Raw genomic sequence first — 22,714 nt, 5'->3', positions numbered from 1 at the left:
ATGAAAGTTGCCGTTGCAGGCTTAGGCTACGTTGGTTTGTCAAATGCGGCGTTGCTCTCCCAGAACCATGAGGTTGTCGCCGTCGACGTTTCTGAAGCGCGTGTGCAGATGGTGAACGCACGCAAGTGCCCCATCGTGGATGCGGATCTGGAAGAGTTTCTGACCGCGCGAGATTTGACTCTGACCGCCACCACCGATGCCGAAGCCGCCTACCGCGACGCTGCTTTTGTGATTGTGGCCACGCCCACAAACTACGACCCAAAGACCAACTACTTTGACACCTCCAGCGTTGAAGCCGTCATTCAACAGGTGATCGCGGTGAACAGCGCTGCGACGATTGTGATCAAATCCACCATCCCTGTGGGCTTTGTGACTGACATTCGCGCGCGGTTTGAGACCGAACAGGTTATTTTCTCACCAGAGTTTTTGCGCGAAGGCAAAGCGCTTCATGACAACCTGCATCCGAGCCGTATCATTGTGGGTGAAAGGTCTGAGCGCGCACGTGTGTTTGCCGATCTTCTTCTCGAAGGCGCTGTCAGCAAAGATGTGGAAGTGCGTTTCACGGATCCGCAAGAGGCGGAGGCGATCAAGCTGTTTGCCAACACCTACCTTGCGATGCGGGTTGCGTTTTTTAATGAGCTGGACAGCTATGCAATTGCCGGTGGCATGGACTCGCGCCAGATCATCGAGGGTATCAGCCTCGATCCGCGCATTGGGGATCACTACAACAATCCCTCCTTTGGCTATGGCGGCTATTGCCTGCCCAAAGACACCAAACAGCTTTTGGCAAATTACAACCATGTGCCCCAAAACCTGATCCGCGCCATTGTGGATGCCAACCGCACGCGCAAAGATTACCTTTCTGATCAGATCCTGATGAAGGGGCCGAGGGTTGTGGGCATCTATCGTCTGGTGATGAAGGCTGGCTCTGATAACTTCCGCCAAAGCTCTGTGCAGGGGATTATGAAGCGGCTGAAGGCCAAGGGTGTTGAGGTGATTGTCTATGAACCCGTGCTGGAGGAAAATGAATTCTTCCGTTCGCGTGTGGTGCGGGATCTGGGGGCGTTTAAGGCCGAAGCGGATGTGATTGTGGCCAACCGCATGACAGACGATCTTGCTGATGTGGAAGACAAAGTCTTCACACGCGATCTTTTTGGGGCGGATTGAGCGCCCCCTGCACGGCGGGCAACTGCGTCCGCTGACCTGTCATGAACAGGCAACATGTCCTACGGTTTTCACACCAGAGCCTAAAACCTGTCGGGTTTCTCGGCCTAAGGTGCTTTAATTGCGTTGGGATGTGCAGGGCAGTTTTGTGGAGAACACATGCAGATAGAGACAACAGCGCTGGACGGGGTGTTGATCTTGACGCCCGCGCGTTTTGGCGACGCGCGCGGCTTTTTCTCTGAAAGCTGGAACAAGCAGCGCATGCTGGAACATGGTATTGATCTGGAATTTGTGCAAGATAACCATTCGATGTCTGCCGAAGTGGGCACGGTTCGCGGTTTGCATTTTCAGGCGCCGCCCCATGCACAGGACAAGCTTGTGCGCTGTGGGCAGGGGGAGCTGTTGGATGTGGCGGTCGATATCCGCAAAGGCTCGCCCACTTACGGGCAGCATGTTGCCGTGGAGCTGAGCGCGCAAAACGGCAGACAGCTGCTGGTGCCCAAAGGGTTCCTGCACGGGTTCATCACCCGCGCGCCGATGACGGAGGTGATTTACAAGTGTACTAATTACTACGCTCCTAAGTTCGAGGGGGCGGTGCATTGGGATAGCTGTCGAGTGAATTGGGGCATTGACCGCAAGGTGGTCGTATCTCAGAAGGATCAAGTGGCACCCACACTAAAAAACTTTGAGAGTCCATTTACTTGGGAAAGGTAGAGTATGAAGATTTTGGTCACAGGGGGCGCAGGCTTCATTGGCTCAGCTGTGGTGCGTCAGGCGATCAGGGCTGGGCATGATGTTGTGAACGTCGATACGCTCACCTATGCGGCCTGTCTTGAGAATGTCGCTTCTGTTGCTGAAAATCCTCGTTATTGTTTTGAGCATGTGGATATTCGGGATCGTGCGGCACTCAATCGCGTGTTTGCGGCGCATCAGCCAGATGTGGTGATGCACCTGGCCGCAGAGTCCCATGTCGACCGTTCAATCGACGGCCCCGGAGATTTTATCGAGACCAATATCACCGGCACATTCAACATGCTCGAAGCGGCGCGCCAGTATTGGATTGAGATGGGCAAACCGGAAGCGTTTCGGTTCCACCACATCTCAACGGATGAGGTCTATGGCAGTCTACCTGCGGACCCGAATGTGCAGTTCACTGAAGACACCGCTTATGATCCGCGTAGTCCCTATTCCGCCTCAAAAGCGGCCTCAGACCATCTGGTGCGGGCCTGGGCGGAGACCTACGGGCTGCCGGTTCTGCTGACCAATTGTTCCAACAACTACGGGCCGTATCACTTCCCGGAGAAGCTCATCCCCGTTGTGATCCTGAACGCTCTCGCAGGAAAGCCGCTGCCGATTTACGGCGACGGGTCCAATGTGCGGGACTGGCTTTATGTGGAAGACCACGCGGATGCGCTGCTCACGGTGGTGGAACGGGGCGTTGTTGGGCGGACCTACAACATTGGTGGCGAAAACGAGCGTAGCAACCTGCAACTGGTGCAGACGCTTTGTGGGATCCTTGATCAGCTGCGTCCGCGGGAGAGTGGGCCCTATGCCGATCTGATCACCTTTGTGACCGATCGCCCCGGCCATGATGCGCGCTATGCGATTGACCCAACCCGCATTCGCGAAGAGCTGGGCTGGCGTCCGTCGGTCACGGTGGAGGAAGGTCTGCGCAAAACGGTGCACTGGTACCTTGAGAGCGAAAGTTGGTGGCGGCCTCTGCTCAACCGGCATCGGGTCGGCGAACGCATTGGCGCAGATGCGGATCAGAGTGCGCGAAGCGATTCCAAAAAATCATGAAGGTTCTGGTTTTTGGAAAAACTGGTCAAATTGCCCGAGCATTGATTGAGGCCGCCTATAAGCGTGATGATGTGTCCGTTGAAGCATTAGCACGCTCTGAAGCAGAATTTACCAAGCCAGAGACTTGTAAGCAGTGTGTGCTTCGATCCGACGCTGATGTTGTGATAAATGCGGCCGCATATACTGCTGTTGATAACGCCGAAGAAAATGAAGATTTGGCAAACGTTGTCAACGGGTTAGCGCCAGGTCTGATAGCGGAAGTTTGTGCAGATCGTGGTATCCCTTTTATTCATATTTCGACTGATTATGTGTTTGACGGAGCCGGTGAAAAGCCGAATCGAGTAGACCAAGTAACAAATCCACTGAGCGCATATGGACGATCGAAGCTTAACGGCGAAATCGCAATAAGGTCGGTCGCGGGTACACATTGTATTTTGCGCACTTCTTGGGCATTTTCAGTTTACGGTGACAATTTCGTAAAAACCATGCTTCGGCTTGCTTCGGAGCAAAAAACACTCAGTGTGGTTGCGGATCAGGTTGGCGGCCCAACAAGTGCTTCGTACATTGCCGAGAGCTGCCTAAAAATTGCAAAAGAGTTACTTTGTAAGCCGGAGAAAAGTGGCACCTATCACCTATCAAGTAAACCTGATGTGAGCTGGGCTGATTTTGCCAGGGAGATTTTTGCCCAAGCATCAGTCTCCTGCTCGGTGGAAGACATAACTAGCGAGGATTACTCATCTGTGGCTAGGCGCCCAAAAAACTCCCGGTTGGATAACAATCTGACGCTGGCAACATTCGGAATTGAACGGTCTGACTGGCGGTCTGACCTTAATGACGTATTGAAAAAACTGGACTACTAAAATGAAGAAACGCAAAGGTATTATTTTGGCAGGCGGAACCGGATCTCGCTTGCATCCAATAACGATGGCGGTCTCTAAACAACTGCTGCCTGTCTATGATAAACCCATGATTTACTATCCGATTTCGGTGTTGATGTTGGCAGGGATCCGGGAAATTTGCATCATCACAACACCGCAGGATCAGGATCAGTTTCAGCGTCTGTTAGGCGATGGAAGTGCTTGGGGTGTTTCTTTGACTTATGTTATGCAGCCATCTCCAGATGGATTGGCGCAGGCATTTATACTTGCCGAAGACTTTTTGAGCGGCGCCCCTTCCGCATTGGTGTTGGGAGACAATATTTTCTTCGGACAAGGTTTGCCTAAAGTTCTTAAAGCAGCAGATAGCCGGCCTGAAGGAAGTACAGTGTTTGGTTATCACGTTGTCGATCCCGAACGATATGGTGTGGTGTATTTTGGAGATGACGGTCAGGCACGAGAGATTGTTGAAAAGCCGGTTAACCCTTCGTCCAATTACGCGGTGACCGGGCTCTACTTCCTCGATCATGAAGCGCCGGAGCGGGCGCGGGGTGTTAAGCCGTCGGCACGCGGGGAGCTTGAGATCACCGATCTATTGCAGACCTATTTGTCCGAAGGAAAGCTGCACGTGGAAACCATGGGGCGCGGCTATGCCTGGCTGGATACCGGCACCCATGCCTCCTTGCTGGATGCGAGCAATTTTGTGCGCACTTTGGAAAACCGCCAGGGCTTGCAGACCGGTTGTCTGGAAGAGATCGCTTTTGATCGTGGCTGGATTTCCGTAGATCAGCTCGCTGAACGGGCCAAACTTTTTGAAAAAAGCGCTTATGGGGCCTATTTGGCTAAGATTCTGGCTGAAACCTGATCCTTTGCTTATAAGCTCATGTCGTTCCATGGCCATTGGTGCACCTCCTAGGGCGCGCGTTTGCAAAGGGACAGAACGCCTGGCGCGATGGCTTTTGCGCTGTTTTGCCTTTGTGATTGGGGGGTGAATCGTTAGTTTGATGCCCGATTGTTTTGATCCCAGACGGATAATTTTGGCCAATTTTAAGAAAAATGAAGGTGTGTGGCATGGGAAAACGCGAAGACTTGATTGCCAAATATGCGGATGATCTGAAGCAGAAATGCGGAATGACACCGGATATGGATTTGCTGACAAAGGTGACCATCGGGTGTGGCCCGGCGATTTACAATGCAGACGGCGCAACTGTAGCGAGCACGCAGCCCGAAGAGGTTGCGCTCGTCAAAAACAACTTTCTTATCAAGAAATTGGGTCTTTCTGACGGGCCGGAGCTGCAGGAAGCGATCGATGCGGTTTTTGAGACCTATGGCGTGTCTGAGCGCAACAAATACCGCGCCGTTGTCTACTACATGCTGACCAAGCATTTCGGCAAAGAGTCACAGTATCTCTAGGCGCATTGCCGAGGGGGTACAGATCCCGATTGCGGGCTCTGTGCCAAAAGGGTTTCAAAATCCCAAACGGATCTCCTCGGATTGTCGCTACTTGATATTTGAAACACTCATTCGGTTTGGGCTATGCCTTGTATGTCGGGCCAGGAAGGCCGGACCCTAAGATATAACAGACGCGTGTGGTGGTATGGGAGCACGCGGGGGGCATAGGGGGTCTGGTCGAGTGGAAGCAGGCCCCCTATGTTTAATTTTCTGCAGTCTGATACCTGCTAAATCGGCATGGCCAAGTCGGCCGTGCCTTTTTGCACTTGGTGTTTAGAGTAGGGTCAAAACCAGCCCTATGATCATGCAGCCGATCGTGGCATACCCGCCATCAATCAGCATGAGCACAGGCGGGCGCCCAGCGAAGCCATAGTTGGTGACAATCCAAGGTGTTGCAAGAAACAAGCCAATGCCGAGCCCGCTCATCAGCCCTGCGCCGATGTCGGTAATGCCAGACAGGGCAAACACATGACGCATCATACCTGCAACGACAAAGGTGCACACAAACGCAGCGATATAAGGGGTTGGTTTGCTAGCATTGGCCGGTCGGCCGTTTGCCCCAAGCTTGACCTCGGCGGCGGCCATCCAAGGCTTGGCTAGCACCATGTACCAGACTGATCCAAAGACATACGACGCCACAGTGGCGGCGATCACGGCGACAAAACCCATGACATTCTCCTCCGCTCAAAGATCTATGAGCAGGAGTATGCCTGAAAAATCAGGGTTTGACGCCACCCATCTCACAAACGATGGCCCATTCTTCGGCGGTGACAGGCTGCACGGACAGGCGGGAGCTTTTCACCAGCGCCATTTCGGTGAGGCGCGGATCGTCCTTGATCATGGCAAGCGTCACCGGTTTGGGCACCGGGGCAATGGCCTTGATGTCCACACATTCCCAGCGCTCGTCATCTGTGGTGCTGTCTTGGTGCGCGGCAGCGCAGACCTCGATGATCCCGACCACGGATTTCTCTTTCTGGGAGTGATAGAAAAAGCCACGGTCGCCCACGGCCATTTCTCGCATGAAATTACGCGCCTGATAGTTGCGCACGCCGTCCCACTCTTCGCCAACCTCGCCTTTGGCGACCTGTTGCGCCCAGCTCCAGGTGGAGGGCTCCGATTTGAACAGCCAATAGCGCATCAGCCCAGCACCTTGTTCCAGGCTTGCAGGGTCACGCTTTCAAACAGGCCCGCCGCTTTATAGGGATCTGCCGCGGCCCAGGCTTCGGCTTCTGCCATATCCGCAACGTTCAGGATGATGAGCGAGCCGCACATGTCGCCAGCGTCGTCCAGAAACGGGCCCGCCATCATGATCGTATCGCCAGAGCTTTTCAGATAGGCCAGGTGAGCGTCACGGTTGGCCTTGCGGATGTCCAATGCGCCAGCTTTGTCTTTGGCGATGAGGGCGATCAGCATGTTTATTCCTCCTTGGGTGGTCTTGAGAGCAACATTTCCATGGCGTCGGGGATTTGCAAGCCCCCATCGAGGATTGCGACCACGGCTGCGGTGATGGGCATGTCTATGTTCAGGGTGTTTGCCCGGGCGAGCGCGGCGCGGGCGGTGGCGGCGCCTTCGACGGTCACGGACGCATCAAAGCTGTCGCCGCGGCCCAGAGACAGACCAAAACTGTAGTTGCGCGATTGCTCCGATGAGCAAGTCAGGGTGAGATCCCCAAAACCGGACAGCCCGGCCAGCGTGTCTCCCTGCGCACCCAGCGCACGTGCCATCCGCACCATTTCCGCATAGCCACGGGTCATCAGCGCGGCACGGGCGCTGTCGCCTAGTCCCGCGCCCATGGCGATGCCACAGGCAATGGCGATCACGTTTTTGAGTGCACCGCCCAGCTCAGCGCCCACGGTGTCTGTGGTGCGGTAAATCCGCAGGTTGGGCGATATCAGTCTCTGTTGCAGCGTTTTTCCGGTGTTTTCATCCGGCGTCGCCAGCGTCAGCGCTGTGGGCAGCCCGCGCGCGATGTCGGCGGCAAAACTGGGACCGGTGAGGATCGCAGGCGTGGCATTGGGCAGCACATCGCGGATCACCGCCACTGGGCCAAGCTCGGTGCCCAGCTCCACCCCTTTGCAACAGGCCACAAGGGTGCGGCCAGAGAGCTCTGGATGGGTTGTCAGCACGCCGCGTAGTTTTTGCATGGGAACCGCCAGCAGGACTGTATCACAGAGCGTTTCCGCAAATTCAGCTGTAACAGAGACTGTTTCAGCCAACGTCACGCCCGGCAGACGGGGATTTTCGCGCGTCTCTTGCATCGCCTTGGCAGCTTCGGCATCGCGTGCCCAAAGGGTGACATTGGTGCCGCCTTTGGCAAAAGCCACGGCAAGCGCGGTGCCAAATGCGCCAGCGCCGAGAACAGAGATCATGCCTTAGCCCCTTTTTTGCCTGAGCCCAGCAACGCCGGTGCCGACTGATCCAGCGGCCAGCGTGGGCGTGCGGCGAGGGACATATCATCCTGATTGCCCGCTTGATAGCGCTCCAGACCGGCATAAGCGATCATGGCGGCATTGTCGGTACAAAGCGCCAGCGGCGGGGCGGTGAAGGTCACACCAAGATCGGCACAAACAGTCTCTAATCTTGCCCGAATGGCTGTATTTGCCGCCACGCCACCGGCCACAGCCAAAAGCGGCTCAGAAGGATTTTCTGCCAGATAGCTCTCCAGTGCGCGGCGGGTTTTTTCGGCCAGCACGTCGACCACGGCGGCCTGAAAGCCTGCGCAAAGGTCGGCACGGTCCTGCACGGTCAGCCCGCCTTTTTCCGCGATAATCGCGTCGCGTTGGCGCAAAAGTGCGGTTTTCAGACCAGAAAAGGACATGTCACATCCGGGACGATCCAGCAGCGGACGCGGGAAGCGGAAGCGCTTGGCGTCGCCTTTTTCGGCCTCTGCCTGCACTGCCGGACCACCGGGCTGCGCCAGGCCCAGCAGACGCGCGGTTTTGTCAAAAGCCTCGCCGGGGGCGTCATCAATGGTGCCGCCCAAGCGGGAAAATTTCTCAGGGCCATGGGCAATCAGAAACTGACAATGCCCGCCCGACACCAGAAGCATGAGATAAGGAAAGGCCACCTGATCGGTCAGGCGCGGGGTCAGGGCGTGCCCGGCAAGATGGTTCACGCCAACAAGCGGAATGCCAAGACTGGCTGACAGCCCTTTGGCACACATCACACCGGAAATCACTCCGCCAATCAGCCCCGGCCCAGCGGTGACGGCAATGGCATCCAGCTCCTTCAGCGTCACGCCTGAGGCATCCAGCGCCTGCGCGATACAGACATCCACTTTCTCCGCATGCGCGCGCGCTGCAAGCTCAGGCACCACGCCGCCATAAGGCGCATGCAGGTCGGTTTGCCCATGCACCACAGAAGCAAGGATTTCTGCAGGCCCGCCCGCAGGCTGGCGCAGGATCGCGGCGGCTGTGTCATCACAGCTGCTTTCAATGCCAAGAATGGTGAGCGTTTCTGTCATGGCGGCTTGGTCCTTGCCGTTGCGCGTCGGTTCTGTGGCAGGTAACACCTCCCTGTGGCTCAAACAATCCCGGTGGCATCTATGGCGCACAGGCCCGCAACGATTTTGCTGACCCGCCCGCAGGCAGATGCCGCGCGGTTTGCACAGCGCCTGCGTGCGCATGGGGTGACGGCCCCGATTGAGATATCCGCAATTGTAGAGATTGTGCCAACCGGTGCAGAGGTGGATTTCACAGGTCTCACCGGGGCTGTGTTCAGTTCGCGCAATGGGGTGGCGATGGCGCCGGCGCAGGATCTGCCGGCATGGTGTGTTGGCGCGGCCACGGCTGAGGCTGCGGTTGCTAAGGGCTGGCAGGCAGTAGCGGCGGATGGGGATGCCGAAGCGCTCTATGCGCGAATTTTGGCCGATGCCCCACGCGGCCCGCTTGTGCATTTCAGAGGGGCGCTGTCGCGCGGTGACCTGGCCGCGCGTCTGACCGCTGCAGGGATCAAAACGCAGGAGACGGTGGTGTATGATCAGGTGCCCGTTGATCTCACCGAGGCTGCAAAATCGCTTCTGATGCGTGAAAACCCCCTCATAGTGCCTTTGTTTTCGCCGAATGCGGCGGCTGTGTTCAGCCGTCAGTTGCGCACGCTGGAGGGCATGGCGGCTCCGATACATGTGGTTGCGATCAGTGCCGCCACGCAAGAAGCGCTGGGCGATTTGCCTTGCGAACAGGTTGTTTTGGCGGCGAAAAAACAGGCGAATGCCATGGCAGATGCGATCACGAGACTGTTGGACGCAGTGTGACGCATTGAGCGAGCCGCCGCCCTCGCCTAGATTGGTGCTGCATTTGCAAAAAACGGATTCGAAAGGGTGACCTGTGGGGACCACGGATAAGTCGGACAAGCCAAACAAGGATCAGGTTGACGCCACAGAGGCGGAACAGGTGATCGAAGACGCAGAGATCGTGGAGGAACACGCGACTGAGCAGGTTGCGGAGGCCTCTGACGAGGATCCGGTCACGATCGAAGAACCGGTTGAAGCGCCAGAGCCTGAAACGGCGGTGGATCCAGAGCCTACCGAAGATGCGCCTGCAGATGACGAAAGCGATACAGAAGCAAACGGCGCAGAAGACGGCGTGGACACGCCGGGCGAGATCGCCCCTAGCGTGGATGCTGTCGAAACTTTGCCAGCACCAGACACAACGCAGGAGCCTCAAAAACGTGGGGGCTTTGTACCCATGGTTTTGGGCGGTGCTGTGGCCGCCGCAATCGGGTTTGGTGGGGCCGTCTATTTTGGCGATCAACTGGGACTGGGTGGCGACACCAAGGCAGCAATTGCAGAGCTGACCGCGCAGCTTGAAGCGCAGAGTGCGACTTTGGCAGAGCTAGATGGCGAGATCGGGGCCAGCGGTGACGCCGCAGGTGCTGCACAGAGTGCCGCGCAAGCTGCCGCTGGTGAGCTGGAAACCCTGCGCGCCGCCCTGGAGAGCCAAACCAACGAGTTGGGCACGCTGGCCGAGGCTGTCGCCACTTTTGAGGCGCGTCTGACCGATATTGAAAAGCGCCCATTGAATGAAGGCTTGGGCGCTGCCGCGATTGCGGCCTATGAGCGGGAAGTCAAAGACCTCAAAGAGCTGGTGGCTGCGCAGAAAGCCGAGGCTGCCGAGTTGAAAGACCGGGCGGATCTCTCCGCAAAAACTGCTTTGGCGCGCTCTTCCGTGGCCCGCATTGTCGCCGCGCTGGACAGTGGCGCGTCTTACAGCGGCGCTCTGGTGGATCTGCGCTCCGCAACGGGGCAGGAGGTTGCACCCGTGCTCGCGCAATTTGCCGATGAGGGCCTTGTCACGCTGGCCGCGCTGATTGAAAGCTACCCTGAGGCCGCGCGTGCGGCGCTGGCCAAAGCGCGTGCAGATAAGGTGGACGAAGGGCAGGGCAACCGGCTTGGCAATTTCTTCAAAACCCAATTTGGTGCACGCTCGGTTGAGGCCCGCGAAGGCAGCGACACCGACGCCATTCTCAGCCGGGCTGAAGCCGCGCTGAAAGCCGGCGATCTCACCGCCGCGCTGGGCGAGATAGCGACATTGGCCGAGGGGCCGAAATCCGTGATGGCAGACTGGGTTGCGCAGGCGCAGACCCGGGCTGATGCCACACAAGCTGCCGAAGATCTGGCACAAACCCTAAACAGTAACTGAAGGTCATTTTATGCTCTGGTCCCTGATCAAAATTATTGCGTTTGTTGCCATTGTCACCGGGCTGACCTTTGGCTCGATTTACCTGCTTGAAAGCGAAGGCGGCGTGATGCTGACCGTGGGCGGGGTGGAATACAGCCTTGGCCCGTTCCAGACCGCGCTGGCGTTGGCTGCTCTGGTGGCGGCTGTCTGGGTTGGCATCAAGCTTTTGGGCTTGCTGGTGGCGGTTCTGAAGTTCCTCAATGGGGATGAAACCGCGATCAGCCGTTATTTTGACCGCAATCGCGAGCAAAAAGGCTACAAAGCGCTGGCTGACAGCGTCATGGCACTGGCGTCAGGCGAAGGGCGCACCGCGATGGACAAAGCACGCCGGGCCGAGCGTCTTCTGGCGAAGCCTGAGCTTACGAACCTGATTGTTGCGCAGGCCGCAGAGATGCACGGCGACACCAAAAAGGCCGAAGAGACCTACAAGAAGCTGCTGAATGACGAGAGCACGCGGTTTGTGGGTGTGCGCGGCCTGATGAAGCAAAAGCTGGCCGCAGGAGACACCGATGTGGCGCTGAAGCTGGCGGAAAACGCCTTTGCGCTGAAGCCCCGCCATGAGGAGGTGCAGGACACCTTGCTGCGCCTTCAGACCGAAAGCAAAGACTGGACAGGCGCGCGTGGGACGCTGAACGCGAAGCTGCGCCACGGCAGCCTGCCGCGGGATGTGCATCGCCGCCGCGATGCGGTGCTGGCGCTGTCGGAAGCCAAAGAGGTGATTTCTGAGGACAGCTCTATTGAGGCGCGTGAACAGGCAATTGAGGCCAACCGCCTATCGCCTGATCTGATCCCGGCGGCAGTTCTGGCCGCGCGCAGTTATATCGAAAAAGGCAAACCGCGTTATGCCACGCGCCTGCTGAAAAAGGCGTGGGATACACAGCCGCATCCGGATCTGGCGGCCGCTTTTGCTGAAATTGCCCCGGAGGAGACGCCAGAGGCGCGCATCAAACGCTTTGGTGCATTGGTGAAAAACACAGCTGATCATGATGAGAGCAAGATGCTATTGGCTGAGCTCTACATTGCGGCTGAGGATTTTCCGGCAGCCCGGCGTGCGCTGGGCAATCTTTACGAAACCAACCCAACTCAACGTGCGCTGACCATCATGGCGGCGGTTGAGCGGGGCGAGGGTGCTGGGGACGCGGTTGTGAAAGGCTTCCTTGCCAAAGCCCTCAGCGCGCCACGCGGGCCGCAATGGGTGTGTGACAACTGCAGCCATATCCATGCTGAGTGGTCGCCCACTTGTGAAAGCTGTCACAGCTTTGACACGCTGGCTTGGGTTGCACCACCGGAGGTCGAAGGCCAGAGCCAATCGAGCGCCGCGATGCTGCCGCTTATTATTGGTGCGTTGGAGGACAAATCTTCTGAGGATGAAGAGGTCGTCGAGGCGGAGGAAGAGGTGGTCGATACCACGCCCGTTGAGAGTGAGAGCGCACAGCCCGAGAGCGCGCGCACGTCTGCCTGATCTTTTAAATGCATACGGCGCCCGTTGACACGCGGGCGTTGTTACCCAAACCGCTGGGGATGGTAGGGGGCCAGGTCGATATTGGGTGTGCGACCAGAAATCAGATCTGCCACCAGCCGCCCGGTTTTTGCCCCACCCGTCAGACCGATATGCTGGTGCCCAAAGGCGGCATAGACCCCACTGCTGCCGATCTCGCCCACCATCGGCAGGCTGTCAGGCAAGGTGGGACGAAATCCCAGCCATTCTTCTTCGCTGTCTGCTGTCAGATCGGGAAACACCTCCGCCACTTTGCGGCGCAGCAGCGCCAGCGGCGCTTTCGATTTTTGATCTGACAGGCCGCCAAATTCCACAATACCGGCACAGCGCAGGCCCTGATCCATTGGCGTTGCCACAAATTTTGCATCAGCGATCATCACGGGATGATTGGTGCGCACAGATGGATTGCGGTAAGTGACGTGATAGCCACGCTCCACTTCCAAAGGCACAGCAATCCCCAGCTTCCGCGCCAGAGATTTGGACCAGATGCCAGAAGAGAGCACCGCGCGGTCACAATCAAACCGACCCTGATCCGTGAGCACGCCTGTGACCTGTCCGCCGGTCATCTCAAAATCATGCACCGCTGTTTGCACAAACCGGCCACCCATCTCTGTGAACGTGTCGACCAGCGCCTGCACGTAGGAGGCGGGATTGAGGATAAAGCCATGCGCCTTGTTGACCGCGAGCAGACGGATCTCTGAACTCAGGATTGGTTCAATTTCCTGCGCTGCGGCGCCCTCGACCAAATCGGGGACAAACCCCATGTCCGCCCGCATGTCCCAGACATATTTGTCCTTCTCAAAGGCTGCGCGGTCTTTGTAGGCAAACAGATAGTCGGTCTCCTGAATCCAGCGCTCCGCCGGGGTGCCTGCGGCCAGCGCTTTGTGCTGCTCCACACTGTCGCCAATCAGATGGTTTAGGGCCTGGGTGATGTTGCGCACACGGGTGTGATCGGAGTGGCTGATGAATTTCAGAAGCCAAGGAAGCAGGCGGGGCAAATGCGCCCATTGCATGAACAAGGGAAACTCTGGGTCACGCAAATAGCCCGGAGCCTTCGTTGCAATCCCCGGCGTTGCATTGGGCAGAATGGCACAGCTGGCAAGCAAGCAGGCGTTGCCATAGGACGCCCCCATGCCAGGCGATGCCTTGTCAACAAGCGTGACCTCACACCCTGCGCGGCGCAGCCAAAGTGCGGTGGCCGCGCCATTGATGCCTGCGCCGACCACAACGACGTTCTGTTTTGAGCGTGTCATGCTTATTCCCTTGCAACCTTTGGAAGTGTTGCCGGGTTAAGCGCGACTTTTCAACAGTTTGTCGCTGATTTCAAAGTTCAGCGATGATTGTCTTAAGTTCCTGCAGCTTGATGGGTTTTGCAATATGCGCATCCATACCGCTGTTGAGGCAGGCTTCGCGGTCCTCTGGGGCAGAGTGCGCCGTCAGCCCGATAATCTGGCTGCGCGCAACACCTTTGAGCTCCTCCAGAGCACGGATTTCGCGCGTTGCTTCCAACCCGTTCATCACGGGCATGCTCACATCCATCAACACCAGATCCGGTTTGTGTTTCTGGAACCGGTTGATCGCCTCCTCACCATCGTTTGCGGAAAAATGACTGACTCCCAACCGGGTGAGGTACACTTCGATGAGCTTCCGGTTGGTTTTGTTGTCATCCACAATCAGAATGGTCTTGCGGTCCGGCTCGTTAGAAAGCTCTTGTGCGACGGGTTTGGGCGCGACGCGGGGCTGTTCAAAAGATGAGGTTGCGACAGTGTCTTCGACTTCCATTTCGTCAGGCAGCAGCGCTAGCAGCAATTTGCGGGTGTTCACAGGTTTCAAGAGTTCTGCATCCGCCTGCATGATCGCCTCGATTTCGGGCGACACCCCTTCGTTGATCGGTTTTACCACAATGAGCTGTGCTGTTTTGCGGCCCTGTGCAGCTTTGATTTCTGTGAAAAGCTTGCTCTGTTCCATGTCCGGCATGGTGGTTTCTGTGATGATCACATCGTAGGGGGCATCTGATTGCGCTGCATCGCTTAGGCTCGTAAGCGCCGCATTGGCTGTCTCGAACGTATGTGGCTCCGCACCCCATTGCTTCAGGGTTTCTTTCACGACAAACAGGGCTGTTGGTTCGGACTGCATCACCAGAACCTTGAGCCCTTCCAGATCGACGCTGTCTTCAGATTGCAGCGGAGGTGGCGCCTCTGGTGAGACAATTGGGACAGTAAAGCTGAAAGTGGTGCCGGTTCCAATCTCGGACTTTGCCCAAATGCGCCCCCCCAACAATTCGATAAAGCCCTTGGCGATGGCCAGGCCCAATCCCGTGCCCTGATGGCGGCGACTGTAGGATCCATCCACCTGCGTGAACTGATCAAAGACCGTTTCAAGTTGACTTTGGGGAATGCCAATACCGGTGTCGCAAACGTCCACCTGCATCACGTCGCGCCCATCCTCTGTCTTCAGCGTGGCGTTGATCAGCACATAGCCTTCTTCGGTGAACTTCAAGGCGTTGCCAACCAGGTTGATAATAATCTGCTGTAGGCGGGCATCGTCACCCACCAGCGATTTTGGCAATGTTGGTTCGATGCGGGTGATCAGGTCCACGCCCGCAGAAGCGGCTTGAAATGCGAGCATTTGCGCCGTGTTTTCAATGACCTCGCTTGGACGAAAGACCTCTTCGCGCAGGACCATATGCTTGCCGTCAATCTTGGAGAAATCCAAAATGTCGTTGATGATGGTCAGAAGTGTAGAGCCGGAACTGTGTATCGATTCCAGCAGGTCTTTCTGATCATTGGATAAATCCGTGTCCGCCAACAGTTCGGCCATGCCAAGTACACCGTTCATCGGGGTGCGGATTTCGTGGCTCATCCGCGCCAAAAACTGCGACTTTGCTTTCTCTGCGGCTTGGGCCTGCTCCGCAGCGACTTGGAGCTCTTTGTTCTTGGCATTCAAGTCGCGTCCGGAAAGCTCCAGTTTGGTCTGCGTATCTTCAAGCGACTGCACCCAGGCCCGGAGATTGCCAAGCATCAAGTTGAAGCTGTTGGCGAGTCCTTCCACCTCATCATTCGTGCGAATGACAATGGATTGGTTCAGGTTGCCCTTTGCGGCGCGTTTGGTCGCGCTATTGAGTCGCGCCAAAGGTTCGGTCAACCGTCGGGACACCCAGATGCTGAGCAAGACACCGGTCAAGGTAAAGAACACGCCAAACAACATGTTGCGGCGCAGCACCAGGCTCACTTCATTGTTGGCAGGTGCGCCGTCCAAATCAAACCGAATGGTGCCATAGTTCACGTTCCCATAGATCACGGGGACCGCGACCTGAATGACGCTGTTCTCTGACACGATTTTTTTGACTTTTGATTCCGAGGTCTCCGCAATGATCGGATCGTCGACGCGGCTCAGAAACAGCGCATTCGCGTCCTCTTCGCCGTTCACCAGAAGATATCCGTTGGGATCGACAAACTTCAGGCTCAAAATGTCTGGCTGGCGCAACAATTCCTGATAGATGATGTCCAGCTCTGCCGGACGCCCCTCAAAGAGATAGGGCAGGGTGACTTCCTGTATAAGAATGCCGAGTGCATCAGAGCGTTCGGCAAATCGTGTGCGCACAAGTTCCAGCTGCGTCAGCGTGTTCAGGTAAATCAGCGTTGTCACAAACGCGCCGATCATGATCCCAAAATACAGCGTCATCCGACGGCCAAGGCCGTAGGTCAGCGATTGCCATGTCTTTGACAAAGGTCGCAGAAGCGGATTCTTAGGCGCGGACACCTTACTTGATCCCCGCAGCGGACAGATCATCCAAAATCATATTGATCCGCGCAAAAAGCGGATTGGGTCCCTTTGGAAAATCCTCAAATCCGCTTGTATTTTCAAGCTTGCGCAGCACGTTTCGACCTTCTTCAGTTTCCGGCATGGCCAGCAGTATGGCACGTAGATCGGACAAAATATTGGCGTCCATATTGTCGCGATACAGCAAAACCTGTCGCGGAAATTGAGAAGAGCTCGCCACGATGCGATATTCTCCGGGCCGCGCTTCGCGCAAGCTCAGCAGGGAGTCAAGGCTCACCGCCGCGGCATCAACACGATCTGTGGCAATTTGGTAGATTGTGTTCTTTTCATGTGACGAAAACCTGAAGTTCACCTCACCAGGTCGCGCCAGCTGTTCACGGCTCATAATTTCTCTGAGACCAAGCCCATTTTTGACGATGATATGGGCTGGCAGCAAATAGCCAACACAGGAGTCGGGCTCCGTGAAGGCAATCGTTTTGCCCTCAAGATCTGCGACTGTTGATATGCCGCTGTCTTTGCGGGCGATAATGACGGAGTAGTGCGCGCGCGATCCTTGCTGCAGACGGCGCAGAAATGGCTGCGCACCGGACATTCTGGCCACTTTGCCCGCCACGAGCGGGCTGTCGATAAAAATATCCACTTCATTGCGCCTGATCGCGTCAGCCATCTGATCGGCGTTTGGCACCACCATCAGGCGCACACTCTTGATCTCTGTGCCCCGCATTTCTCTCTCGATATGCGCCGCAAAGGGTTCATAGATTTTCATTTGGGTGCGGATGCCCTGATTCATGGTGCCAATTGTCAGGGTCTCAGCCACCAGTTTGATCGGCGCCAAACATGCCAACATGGTGGCAACACGTAATATCAGGCGGGCGAGACGAGACATGACAAGAGGACCCATGACAAAAAAGAGCCGGATGAACACAATGGCTTAGGGGTATGTAGCAGAGGTAAAGATAGTGTTGAAACCTTTGCTGCGCCACAGCAAAACAAGCCAATTTGGGCGGTTTGGCCCGAATTAACAGCGGTTTCAGACAGGTCGTGCCGATGTGATTCTAAATCGGTGCGTTTCATTGGCAAAGTCTGCAATGAAATTGTCCACCGCACCACAGTTTTGCTGTGTTGCTCACGTTCCGTAATGGCAACCGTTTGCGGTTCAATGCGCTTTCGTTGCGATTTCTTTGATGGGACGGTCGCGATACAGCAGGGATTGCGTATCTGCGAAAACATGAACCTTGCTTGGATCCGCCGTCAAGGCCACTTGCTGACCCTTGAGATCTGGGTGAATGCCCTGCAGTTTCCCAATGATCGGATCCGCACCCCCTTGTGGCTGAAAATAGAGCAGGGTGACCTCTCCCAGAGCTTCGGTGATATTGACCGTACCGGTAAAGATTGCGGGGCCGTCGGTTGTCATCAGGTCTTCGGGGCGCACGCCGATGTTCACGGCACGCCCCATGTCTTCAGCGCGCGACGGCACCGTCGATGTGGCGGTGCCACCTGCATCCAATGCCACGGTGGTTGTCTCGCCCGTGCCGGTGATTTTGCCGGGCAGCAGGTTCATGGCTGGAGAGCCGATAAACTGCGCGACAAACTCATTTTCCGGACGCTCATAGAGCTCAAGCGGCGTGCCAACCTGCGCAATACCGCCACCGGCCAGCACCACAATGCGCGAGGCAAGCGTCATCGCCTCCACTTGATCGTGGGTCACATAGACCATGGTGCTGTCAGGCATGCTTTCCTTGAGCTGTGCAATCTCAATGCGGGTGGCCACGCGCAGCGCGGCATCAAGGTTGGAGAGCGGCTCATCAAACAGATAGACCTTTGGATCGCGCACAATCGAGCGGCCAATGGCCACACGCTGGCGTTGCCCACCAGAGAGCTCTTTGGGCAAGCGATCCAGCAGATTGTGCAGCTGCAGGGTCTTGGCGGCCTTCTCCACGCGCTCGTTGATCTCCGCCGTGCTCATCTTCGCGATCTTGAGCGCAAAAGACATGTTCTCGCGCACGGTGAGATGCGGATAAAGCGCGTAGGATTGGAACACCATGGCGATGCCGCGCTGGCTGGGCGGCACGTCGTTGACCAATGTGCCGTCAATTTCCAGCGTGCCACCGGTGATATGTTCGAGCCCCGCAATCATCCTCAGCAAGGTGGATTTGCCGCATCCCGATGGGCCGACAAAGACAATCAATTCGCCTTTCTCGATCTCCAGATCGATGTTGCTCAATACATTCACCTGGCCATAAGACTTGGCCACATCTTTGAGAACCAGATCAGCCATGTCCGCTTTCCTCGCTGTTTTGCGCTGTGTTAGAGCCTGATGTGACCGCAAAGACCGCTTGCCATCCAGGCAAGGTGACGCTGTTGCCATCACGGCTGACGGTGAAGGGGGCTTTGGCCTCTACTTTCCAGGCGCCGCTGGGCAGATCGAAGCTCTGGTCTTTTTCAGACAGGTTGAAGGCACAGATCGCGCGGGTGCCATTGTGGCTGCGCTCAAACCGGATGTGGGTGTCATCGGCGTGGATCAGGGTGAAATCCCCCTTGGCCAGCGCAGGCACGGTTTTGCGGAAGGCGATCAGGCGGCGGTAGAAATTCAGCATGGAGCCGGAAGCCTCTTCCTGCGCATCAACCGACAGCGCCAGATGCTCAGAGGCCACCGGCAGCCATGGCTTGCTCTCTGAGAACCCGCCATTCTGATTGTCAGATTTCCACACCATGGGCGTGCGACAGCCATCGCGCCCTTTGAACTTTGGCCAGAAACGGATGCCATAGGGATCTTGCAGATCGTCAAACGCCACATCCGCCTCCGGCAGGCCCAGCTCTTCACCTTGATAGATACAGGCCGATCCGCGCAGCGACATCAAAAGCGCCGCATAGGTGCGCTGGGCCGCATCTGACAGCGACCAACGGGAGCCGTGGCGTTCCACGTCATGGTTGGAATAGGCCCAGCAGCCCCAGCTGTCCTGAGAGAAGCTTTCCGCCTTTGCCATCACTTCGGCGATGCGGGTGCCGGTGGGATGCACATGGCCAAGCAGGGCAAAATCATAGGCCATATGCAACTTGTCCCCGCCGCCGGTGTATTCCGCCTGAATTTCGCTGCCGCGGTGGGAATCTCCCACCTCACCCACGGTGGTGATCGCGTCATATTCATTTAGCAAATCCCGCAGATCGCGCAGGAAGTCGAGGTTTTCCGGCTGGTTTTTGTCGTGCAGGTGATCCTGATGGTTATAGGGGTTCACCGCTGGCGCGATATTGTCGTTGCGCTGATCCTCGGGCAGGGGCGGGTTGTCGCGCAGCTGGGCGTCACAATAGTAGAAGTTCACCGTGTCCAGACGGAAGCCATCCACCCCACGCTCCAGCCAGAAGCGGGCCACATCCAAAAGCTCTTGCCGCACCTCCGCGTTGTGGAAGTTGAGGTCCGGCTGTTCCTTGAGGAAGTTGTGCAGGTAATACTGCATCCGCGCGGTGTCCCACTGCCAGGCCGGACCACCAAAGATCGACAACCAGTTGTTGGGCGGCGTGCCATCCGGCTTTGCGTCAGCCCAGACATACCAGTCGGCTTTGTCATTGCTGCGATCGGCGCGGCTTTCCACAAACCACGGGTGCTGATCGGAGGTGTGGCTGAGTACGAGATCGATGATGATCTTGATGCCCAGCTCATGGGCCTTGGCGATCAGCGCGTCAAAATCCGCGAGCGTGCCAAACATCGGGTCGACATCGCGATAGTCAGAGACGTCATAGCCAAAATCCAGCATCGGTGAGGTGAAGAACGGTGAGAGCCAGATGGCATCCACACCAAGGCTGGCCACATGGGGCAGGCGCTGGATGATGCCAGCCAAATCGCCAATGCCGTCGCCGTTGCTGTCCTGATAGGAGCGCGGATAAATCTGATAGATCACCGCACCGCGCCACCAATCTGGGTCTGTGATGAGAGCGGTGTCTTGGGTCATGTTCGGGTCCTGATATGTCATCGGGTCGTCCTAGATATTGGCGGCATTTCTGCCGTGTTAGGGTCTGTTTGTTATTTCACGGAGCCGGCCAGCAGGCCGCGCACGAGATAGCGTTGCATGGCAAAGAACACGCAGAGCGGTGCCACGATGGAGACAAAGGCTGCGGTTGCGAGGATCTCCCAATTGCCGCCACGGGTGCCCAGCAGCTCGACAATCTGATTGGTCATCACGGTGGTGTTGCCGGTGGCATCAATCAGGAAGACTTTGGCCACCAGCAGGTCATTCCAAGTCCAGAGGAATTGCAGGATCGCGAAAGAGGCCAACGCAGGGAAAGACAGGGGCAGGATGATCTTGGTGAAGATCTGAAAATCCGTGGCGCCATCCACTTTGGCGTTCTCGATGATGTCTTTGGGCAGCCCTGCCATGTAGTTGCGCAGTAGGTAGATCGCGAGCGGTAGGCCAAACCCCGTGTGAGCCAGCCAGACGCCAAGATAGCCTTTGCCGATGCCGATGTTGAGGTGCAGCTTCAACAGCGGGATCAGCGCCAGCTGCAAGGGCACCACCAAGAGGCCCACAACCGTCGCAATCAACAGCACACGGCCCGGAAACTCCATCCATGCCAGCGCATAGGCGGCGAAGGCGGCGATCAGGATTGGGATGATTGTGGCCGGAATCGTGACTGTCAGCGTGTTGAAAAACGCTTTGGCCATGCTGTCATTGCTGTTGCCGGAAAAGAGCACCTGATCATAGTTCTCAAGCGTAAAGTCTGGCGGCAGGGTCGCGGTGATGAACACCCGTTGGCCGCGTTTGCGCAGCTTCTCAGTGGAGGTGAAGCGATAGGTCCCCGCCGCGTCCATGGTGAAGGTCTTCTCATCTTTGGAAAACGTCGCTGTGTCACCCACCGCAAAGGCGTCCACCGCTTTGGAGGAGACGCCAAAGCGCGTGATGGTGATGCCCGGTGCGGGGCCATCTTCAGCCTCCTCAAGCAGATTGCCCTCAACCACCCAGAGGTCACCCTCCTGCATTGCGGCCTCCGCCCCACCGGTGCGCAGTTGCACGACCTGCTCTGCCGAAAACAGGGATTTCCACCATCCCGAGGCAGAGATCTGGTCTGCGGTGCGGAAGGAGGACACCAGCAAACCAACGGTGGGGAAGAGCCACAGCGCCACAAGCAGCACGACCGAGATATTCACGGCCCAGCTGAGAGCGGATTTGCGTCCTGCGATATTGTCCATGGTCTCTCTCCTCAGCGCAGTTCTTTGCGGGCCTGCACCACGTTCCAGATCAGGATCGGGGAGACGAGCAGCATGATGATGATGGCGCTGGCAGAGCCCACGCCCCAGTCATTGGCGCGGAACAGCTTGTCATACATGTAGTTGGCCAAGACCTGCGTTTCCCACTGGCCGTTGGTCATGGCAAACACGATGTCAAAGACCTTGAGCACGACCAGCGTGATGGTGGTCCAGACCACGACAATCGTGGGCATGATCTGCGGCACTTTGATCTTGAAGAAGATCTGAAACGGGTTGGCCCCATCCAGAATGGCGGCCTCGATGGTTTCCTCCGGAATGCCACGCAGCGCGGCGGAGAGGATCACCATGGCAAAGCCGGTCTGGATCCAGATCAGCACCACCATCAGGAAGAAGTTGTTGTAAAACGGCAGGGTCAGCCACGTTTGTGGCGCGCCATATTCCAGTTCGGTGACAAAGACTGTCACCGCATTGCTGAGCGCGGTATAGGCAAACCACAGGCCAATAGCCGCGCCGAACACGCGCAGGGCTTTGATCAGCACGGTGCCCGCGCTTTCAAGCAGGGGGCGCAGCAGCAGATAGGCGACATAAGTCACAATCGCGGCAAAGCTCAGCAGAAGCACCGCAGGCATCAGTTTCAGGATCAGAAAAGAGCCTATTCCACCTTCAAACTGCAACCAGACCGCGTTCAAGATGCCAATCTGCTCGTTGCCTGCAGGGCGCGCATCATAGACCAGTTTGAAGATCACCGACGCGCCCACAAAAGAGATCGCCATCGGCATGAAGATCAGGGATTTGGCGATGTTGCCCCATTTGATGCGGTCGGTCAGCTGCGCTGCCAACAGGCCAAAGGCGGTGGAGGCGGCAGGCACCACAATCAGCCACAGCATGTTGTTGCGCATCGCCTCCCAGAATTTGGGTTCGGCAAACATCTGGCTGTAGTTGGCAAGGCCCACAAAGGCCTCATCCTGCGTGCGGTCCGTGAGAGACAGCCGCAGCGTCTCAATCACCGGATAGCCGAGGTACAGCCCCAGCGCGAGGATCGCAGGGCCGAGAAACAGCCACGGGCGGATCATGTTTGCGCGGTTGATATTGCGCCCCGCATTGGGGCCCACCGGCGGAAACAGGACTTTATCCAGAAAGAGATTGGACAGGTAGAAATAGCCAAGACAGCCACTCACACCAATCGCAATGGTCACAAGACCAAGCAGGGCCGGAGACATGGCGCACCCCTTTTTTGAACTGTGCCGCCCCGTATGTGGGGCGA

The 22,714-nt window shown here is 57.0% G+C and carries 21 protein-coding genes; 9 read left to right on the top strand and 12 right to left on the bottom strand.

The features are described from left to right. The 6 genes from J7413_RS06860 (at window position 1) to J7413_RS06835 (ending at window position 5,252) form a co-directional block, all read left to right on the top strand. Complete coding sequence (locus J7413_RS06860; RefSeq protein WP_209097311.1) at window positions 1-1,167, top strand: nucleotide sugar dehydrogenase; 1,167 nt, start codon at window positions 1-3, stop codon at window positions 1,165-1,167. Between the two features lie 156 nt (window positions 1,168-1,323). Then, complete coding sequence (rfbC, locus tag J7413_RS06855; protein WP_209097310.1) at window positions 1,324-1,878, top strand: dTDP-4-dehydrorhamnose 3,5-epimerase; 555 nt, start codon at window positions 1,324-1,326, stop codon at window positions 1,876-1,878. A gap of 3 nt (window positions 1,879-1,881) precedes the next feature. Next, complete coding sequence (rfbB, locus tag J7413_RS06850; protein ID WP_209097309.1) at window positions 1,882-2,964, top strand: dTDP-glucose 4,6-dehydratase; 1,083 nt, start codon at window positions 1,882-1,884, stop codon at window positions 2,962-2,964. Beyond that, window positions 2,961-3,824 (top strand): dTDP-4-dehydrorhamnose reductase, encoded by an 864-nt coding sequence (rfbD, locus tag J7413_RS06845; protein WP_209097308.1) that lies wholly within the window; start codon window positions 2,961-2,963, stop codon window positions 3,822-3,824. Before rfbB ends, rfbD begins: the two co-directional genes overlap by 4 nt. Before the next feature lies 1 nt (window position 3,825). After that, window positions 3,826-4,704 carry a glucose-1-phosphate thymidylyltransferase RfbA gene (gene rfbA, locus J7413_RS06840; protein WP_209097307.1) on the top strand — a complete coding sequence of 293 codons (879 nt, stop codon included), beginning with the start codon at window positions 3,826-3,828 and terminating at the stop codon, window positions 4,702-4,704. A gap of 206 nt (window positions 4,705-4,910) precedes the next feature. Continuing rightward, on the top strand, window positions 4,911-5,252 hold the full coding sequence (locus J7413_RS06835) for a DUF2853 family protein (protein WP_209097306.1): 342 nt from the start codon (window positions 4,911-4,913) through the stop codon (window positions 5,250-5,252). 312 nt (window positions 5,253-5,564) lie between these two features. Here J7413_RS06835 and J7413_RS06830 read toward each other — a convergent pair whose 3' ends face one another. Genes J7413_RS06830 through tsaD form a run of 5 tightly spaced genes read right to left on the bottom strand, consistent with a single transcriptional unit; the run spans window position 5,565 to window position 8,754 of the window. After that, window positions 5,565-5,960 carry a DUF1761 domain-containing protein gene (locus J7413_RS06830; RefSeq protein ID WP_209097305.1) on the bottom strand — a complete coding sequence of 132 codons (396 nt, stop codon included), beginning with the start codon at window positions 5,958-5,960 and terminating at the stop codon, window positions 5,565-5,567. Between the two features lie 49 nt (window positions 5,961-6,009). Beyond that, a complete protein-coding gene (locus J7413_RS06825) occupies window positions 6,010-6,429 on the bottom strand; it encodes an EVE domain-containing protein (RefSeq protein ID WP_209097304.1) in 420 nt (139 codons plus the stop codon). Next, the gene (locus J7413_RS06820) at window positions 6,429-6,704 is read right to left on the bottom strand and encodes a YciI family protein (RefSeq protein ID WP_209097303.1); all 276 of its coding nucleotides are present in this window, start codon (window positions 6,702-6,704) and stop codon (window positions 6,429-6,431) included. The genes J7413_RS06825 and J7413_RS06820 overlap by 1 nt, the downstream gene beginning before the upstream one ends. 2 nt (window positions 6,705-6,706) lie before the next feature. Then, window positions 6,707-7,660: an NAD(P)H-dependent glycerol-3-phosphate dehydrogenase gene (locus tag J7413_RS06815; protein ID WP_209097302.1), complete on the bottom strand. Its 954-nt coding sequence runs from the start codon at window positions 7,658-7,660 to the stop codon at window positions 6,707-6,709. Further along, window positions 7,657-8,754, bottom strand: a complete 1,098-nt coding sequence (tsaD, locus tag J7413_RS06810; protein WP_209097301.1) for a tRNA (adenosine(37)-N6)-threonylcarbamoyltransferase complex transferase subunit TsaD — start codon at window positions 8,752-8,754, stop codon at window positions 7,657-7,659. The genes J7413_RS06815 and tsaD overlap by 4 nt, the downstream gene beginning before the upstream one ends. Before the next feature lie 81 nt (window positions 8,755-8,835). Between tsaD and J7413_RS06805 the strand changes: the two genes are divergently transcribed. From J7413_RS06805 to J7413_RS06795, 3 genes are all read left to right on the top strand, one after another. After that, entirely contained in the window at window positions 8,836-9,543 is a 708-nt protein-coding gene (locus J7413_RS06805; protein ID WP_209097300.1) for a uroporphyrinogen-III synthase, read from the top strand. A 73-nt stretch (window positions 9,544-9,616) separates the two neighbouring features. Next, window positions 9,617-10,930, top strand: coding sequence for a mitofilin family membrane protein (locus J7413_RS06800; RefSeq protein ID WP_209097299.1), 1,314 nt, complete (start codon window positions 9,617-9,619; stop codon window positions 10,928-10,930). Between the two features lie 10 nt (window positions 10,931-10,940). Continuing rightward, window positions 10,941-12,431: a heme biosynthesis HemY N-terminal domain-containing protein gene (locus tag J7413_RS06795; RefSeq protein ID WP_209097298.1), complete on the top strand. Its 1,491-nt coding sequence runs from the start codon at window positions 10,941-10,943 to the stop codon at window positions 12,429-12,431. 41 nt (window positions 12,432-12,472) lie between these two features. Here the strand turns inward: J7413_RS06795 and J7413_RS06790 are convergent, their stop codons facing one another. The 7 genes from J7413_RS06790 to J7413_RS06760 all read right to left on the bottom strand — a co-directional run bounded on the left by J7413_RS06790 (window position 12,473) and on the right by J7413_RS06760 (window position 22,670). Further along, window positions 12,473-13,720: an FAD-binding oxidoreductase gene (locus tag J7413_RS06790; RefSeq protein WP_209097297.1), complete on the bottom strand. Its 1,248-nt coding sequence runs from the start codon at window positions 13,718-13,720 to the stop codon at window positions 12,473-12,475. 70 nt (window positions 13,721-13,790) lie between these two features. Then, window positions 13,791-16,229 carry a response regulator gene (locus J7413_RS06785; RefSeq protein WP_209097296.1) on the bottom strand — a complete coding sequence of 813 codons (2,439 nt, stop codon included), beginning with the start codon at window positions 16,227-16,229 and terminating at the stop codon, window positions 13,791-13,793. 1 nt (window position 16,230) lies between these two features. Beyond that, a complete protein-coding gene (locus J7413_RS06780) occupies window positions 16,231-17,136 on the bottom strand; it encodes a phosphate/phosphite/phosphonate ABC transporter substrate-binding protein (protein ID WP_209097295.1) in 906 nt (301 codons plus the stop codon). A 270-nt stretch (window positions 17,137-17,406) separates the two neighbouring features. Beyond that, the gene (gene ugpC, locus J7413_RS06775) at window positions 17,407-18,528 is read right to left on the bottom strand and encodes a sn-glycerol-3-phosphate ABC transporter ATP-binding protein UgpC (RefSeq protein ID WP_209097294.1); all 1,122 of its coding nucleotides are present in this window, start codon (window positions 18,526-18,528) and stop codon (window positions 17,407-17,409) included. After that, window positions 18,521-20,197, bottom strand: a complete 1,677-nt coding sequence (locus J7413_RS06770; protein WP_209097293.1) for an alpha-glucosidase family protein — start codon at window positions 20,195-20,197, stop codon at window positions 18,521-18,523. The genes ugpC and J7413_RS06770 overlap by 8 nt, the downstream gene beginning before the upstream one ends. Before the next feature lie 71 nt (window positions 20,198-20,268). Continuing rightward, the gene (locus tag J7413_RS06765) at window positions 20,269-21,432 is read right to left on the bottom strand and encodes a carbohydrate ABC transporter permease (RefSeq protein WP_209097292.1); all 1,164 of its coding nucleotides are present in this window, start codon (window positions 21,430-21,432) and stop codon (window positions 20,269-20,271) included. Between the two features lie 11 nt (window positions 21,433-21,443). Beyond that, complete coding sequence (locus tag J7413_RS06760; RefSeq protein WP_209097291.1) at window positions 21,444-22,670, bottom strand: sugar ABC transporter permease; 1,227 nt, start codon at window positions 22,668-22,670, stop codon at window positions 21,444-21,446. Window positions 22,671-22,714 lie beyond the last annotated feature (44 nt).

The sequence above is a fragment of the Shimia sp. R10_1 genome (assembly GCF_017744095.1).
Taxonomy (GTDB): Bacteria; Pseudomonadota; Alphaproteobacteria; order Rhodobacterales; family Rhodobacteraceae; genus Shimia.
This window is presented reverse-complemented; position numbering and strand designations above follow the sequence as displayed.

Coding starts and splice junctions, on each gene's coding strand:
- J7413_RS06860 (WP_209097311.1), top strand. CDS start 1: ATGAAAGTTGCCGTTGCAGGCTTAGGCTACGTTGGTTTGTCAAATGCG.
- rfbC (WP_209097310.1), top strand. CDS start 1,324: ATGCAGATAGAGACAACAGCGCTGGACGGGGTGTTGATCTTGACGCCC.
- rfbB (WP_209097309.1), top strand. CDS start 1,882: ATGAAGATTTTGGTCACAGGGGGCGCAGGCTTCATTGGCTCAGCTGTG.
- rfbD (WP_209097308.1), top strand. CDS start 2,961: ATGAAGGTTCTGGTTTTTGGAAAAACTGGTCAAATTGCCCGAGCATTG.
- rfbA (WP_209097307.1), top strand. CDS start 3,826: ATGAAGAAACGCAAAGGTATTATTTTGGCAGGCGGAACCGGATCTCGC.
- J7413_RS06835 (WP_209097306.1), top strand. CDS start 4,911: ATGGGAAAACGCGAAGACTTGATTGCCAAATATGCGGATGATCTGAAG.
- J7413_RS06830 (WP_209097305.1), bottom strand. CDS start 5,960: ATGGGTTTTGTCGCCGTGATCGCCGCCACTGTGGCGTCGTATGTCTTT.
- J7413_RS06825 (WP_209097304.1), bottom strand. CDS start 6,429: ATGCGCTATTGGCTGTTCAAATCGGAGCCCTCCACCTGGAGCTGGGCG.
- J7413_RS06820 (WP_209097303.1), bottom strand. CDS start 6,704: ATGCTGATCGCCCTCATCGCCAAAGACAAAGCTGGCGCATTGGACATC.
- J7413_RS06815 (WP_209097302.1), bottom strand. CDS start 7,660: ATGATCTCTGTTCTCGGCGCTGGCGCATTTGGCACCGCGCTTGCCGTG.
- tsaD (WP_209097301.1), bottom strand. CDS start 8,754: ATGACAGAAACGCTCACCATTCTTGGCATTGAAAGCAGCTGTGATGAC.
- J7413_RS06805 (WP_209097300.1), top strand. CDS start 8,836: ATGGCGCACAGGCCCGCAACGATTTTGCTGACCCGCCCGCAGGCAGAT.
- J7413_RS06795 (WP_209097298.1), top strand. CDS start 10,941: ATGCTCTGGTCCCTGATCAAAATTATTGCGTTTGTTGCCATTGTCACC.
- J7413_RS06790 (WP_209097297.1), bottom strand. CDS start 13,720: ATGACACGCTCAAAACAGAACGTCGTTGTGGTCGGCGCAGGCATCAAT.
- J7413_RS06780 (WP_209097295.1), bottom strand. CDS start 17,136: ATGTCTCGTCTCGCCCGCCTGATATTACGTGTTGCCACCATGTTGGCA.
- ugpC (WP_209097294.1), bottom strand. CDS start 18,528: ATGGCTGATCTGGTTCTCAAAGATGTGGCCAAGTCTTATGGCCAGGTG.
- J7413_RS06770 (WP_209097293.1), bottom strand. CDS start 20,197: ATGACCCAAGACACCGCTCTCATCACAGACCCAGATTGGTGGCGCGGT.
- J7413_RS06765 (WP_209097292.1), bottom strand. CDS start 21,432: ATGGACAATATCGCAGGACGCAAATCCGCTCTCAGCTGGGCCGTGAAT.
- J7413_RS06760 (WP_209097291.1), bottom strand. CDS start 22,670: ATGTCTCCGGCCCTGCTTGGTCTTGTGACCATTGCGATTGGTGTGAGT.